Raw genomic sequence first — 1956 nt, 5'->3', positions numbered from 1 at the left:
TCAACTTTGCTCTCATCCCTTGCCATCTTCGATTTTCTTTGCTTATCAGGCAACATTTTCCCTTATCGCTGCAGAAATTCCTTCATTTCATCCAGTGAAATCTGGTGAATGGCAGCTGAGCCTAATTCTGGCACCAAGACCAGCTTGATATTGCTGCCTCGGGCTTTCTTGTCATGGCTCAGTGCTTCATGCAGCCGGTCCACGTCCCAAGGCTCATGCTCCACCGGCAGACCGAATTTCCGGCACATAGCTGCTATTTCATCCGTGATACCAGCCGGCATCAACCCCCGCTGCTCAGCAGCCCGGGCAATCTGCACCATGCCGACAGCCACAGCTTCTCCGTGCATGACTTTGCCATAGCCAGCTGTCGCTTCAATGGCATGGCCAATCGTATGGCCGAAGTTCAGGTACATGCGAACACCATTTTCCAGCTCATCCTCCACCACGATCTTGCGCTTTACATCACAGGAATGGTAGATGATACTGTCAGCATGCTCTAAGATAGACTCCGGACTGCCATCCATGCCCAGCAGCTCCTCCCAGAGCTCCTTATCCTCAATCAAGCCGTATTTGACAACCTCGCCCATGCCTTCAATCAGCTCGCGCCGGCCCAGAGTCTGCAAGACTTCCGGGTCAATCAAAACCCCATCCGGCTGAGCAAAGGTACCAATCATGTTCTTAGCCCAGGGGCTATTGACCCCAGTCTTTCCGCCGATAGAGGAGTCCACCTGAGCAGTCAGGCTGGTCGGAATCTGCACAAAATGAATCCCCCGCATATAGGTAGAGGCCGCAAAGCCTGCCAGATCACCGACAACACCGCCGCCCAGGGCCACCATGCCGTCGCTGCGGGTCATGCCCAGCTTGACCATATACTCATAAAGCTTATTGACCGTCCTTAGATTTTTGCTGGCTTCGCCTTCCAGAAAGTCAAAAACATAGGTTTCAAAACCGGCAGCTTCCAAGCTCAGCTTCACCTTCTCTGCGTAAAGAGCAGCCACCCGATTATCAGACACTATAATCACCTTTTGCGGCTGCCATAGCTGACTCAGCCAGTCGCCCGCCTGCCCTAAAATTTCTCTTTCGATGACAATATCATAGGGATGCTGGGGGATATTTACATTTAATTTCATCAGCTGTTCCTTTCTTCTTTTTCCAAATTATCTAAATTCTTCCAATACTGCTTTCTCTCCTGTTCCCTGGCCTCGTCCAACCGGTCCTCGTAGCGTCTGACCCGTCTCATAAAGTCTTCCTGCAGATTCGTTTGCTGTTCCAGCTCATAAGACAGGCTGACATCCGGCACATTCCGGAAAAAGTAAGCAACCCATTCGCCCATTTCCTCGGTGTGCTGCCGTATATCCCGCTTCATATTATCATACTCCCACTCCAGTTCATTGAACTGACGGGTACGGCGGATATGCTGGTCTTCCAGCTCATCCTTTTTTCTTTGAAGATGGTCCATCTGCGCCTCCTAGATAATGGGACTGGTAAAAGCCGGCTGAGGTATGGCCTGCAGGACATTCCCGGCTGCATCGGCCGCCGCACCTGACAAGCCGCCGGCCAGACCAGAGACCAAACTGTTGCTTGAAAAAGCATGCATCTCTTCTGCTAAAGCATGGAGAGCTGTCTGCAGCTCAGCTCCCTCCTGTCTGATAAGAGCTCTTTTAGCAGTGATAATAGAGCGGATAGCCGCTTCCTCCTGCATTTTTTTGATTTTCCTCTGAATTCGTTCTGCTTCCTGTCGGTCTTCTGTCCATGGTTCCAGCATTATCTTCCCCCTTTTTATGCAAATAGATTCGCCCCCTGCTGATCAGCGGCCTTAATGTCCTTAGCCGCTTTGTCCAGCATGTCCGCCACATCTCCCAGCTTAGTCTGGTAGCTGCTGGCCTGACTGATATTGGCACTTTCCAGCCCGGCATCCCAGCAGCTGTCCAGAGTAAACTCAGACAAGATGGCTTC

3 protein-coding genes are annotated in these 1956 nt (G+C 51.5%); all 3 read right to left on the bottom strand.

Annotated features, from left to right (window positions below; genetic code table 11):
• Positions 1–62: 62 nt before the first annotated feature.
• From aroB to STRDD11_RS05680, 3 genes are read right to left on the bottom strand one after another with little or no spacing between them, the layout of a single operon-like run.
• A complete protein-coding gene (gene aroB, locus STRDD11_RS05690) occupies positions 63–1130 on the bottom strand; it encodes a 3-dehydroquinate synthase (protein ID WP_128836188.1) in 1068 nt (355 codons plus the stop codon).
• Positions 1130–1459, bottom strand: coding sequence for a hypothetical protein (locus tag STRDD11_RS05685; RefSeq protein WP_128836186.1), 330 nt, complete (start codon positions 1457–1459; stop codon positions 1130–1132). Before STRDD11_RS05685 ends, aroB begins: the two co-directional genes overlap by 1 nt.
• A gap of 9 nt (positions 1460–1468) precedes the next feature.
• Complete coding sequence (locus STRDD11_RS05680; RefSeq protein WP_128836184.1) at positions 1469–1765, bottom strand: hypothetical protein; 297 nt, start codon at positions 1763–1765, stop codon at positions 1469–1471.
• Positions 1766–1956 lie beyond the last annotated feature (191 nt).

Origin of the sequence: Streptococcus sp. DD11, assembly GCF_001578865.1 — a bacterium.
In the GTDB taxonomy this organism is placed as follows: domain Bacteria; phylum Bacillota; class Bacilli; order Lactobacillales; family Streptococcaceae; genus Streptococcus; species Streptococcus panodentis.
The sequence above is the reverse complement of the archived record's forward strand: the minus strand, read 5'-3'. Positions and strand labels throughout refer to the sequence as shown.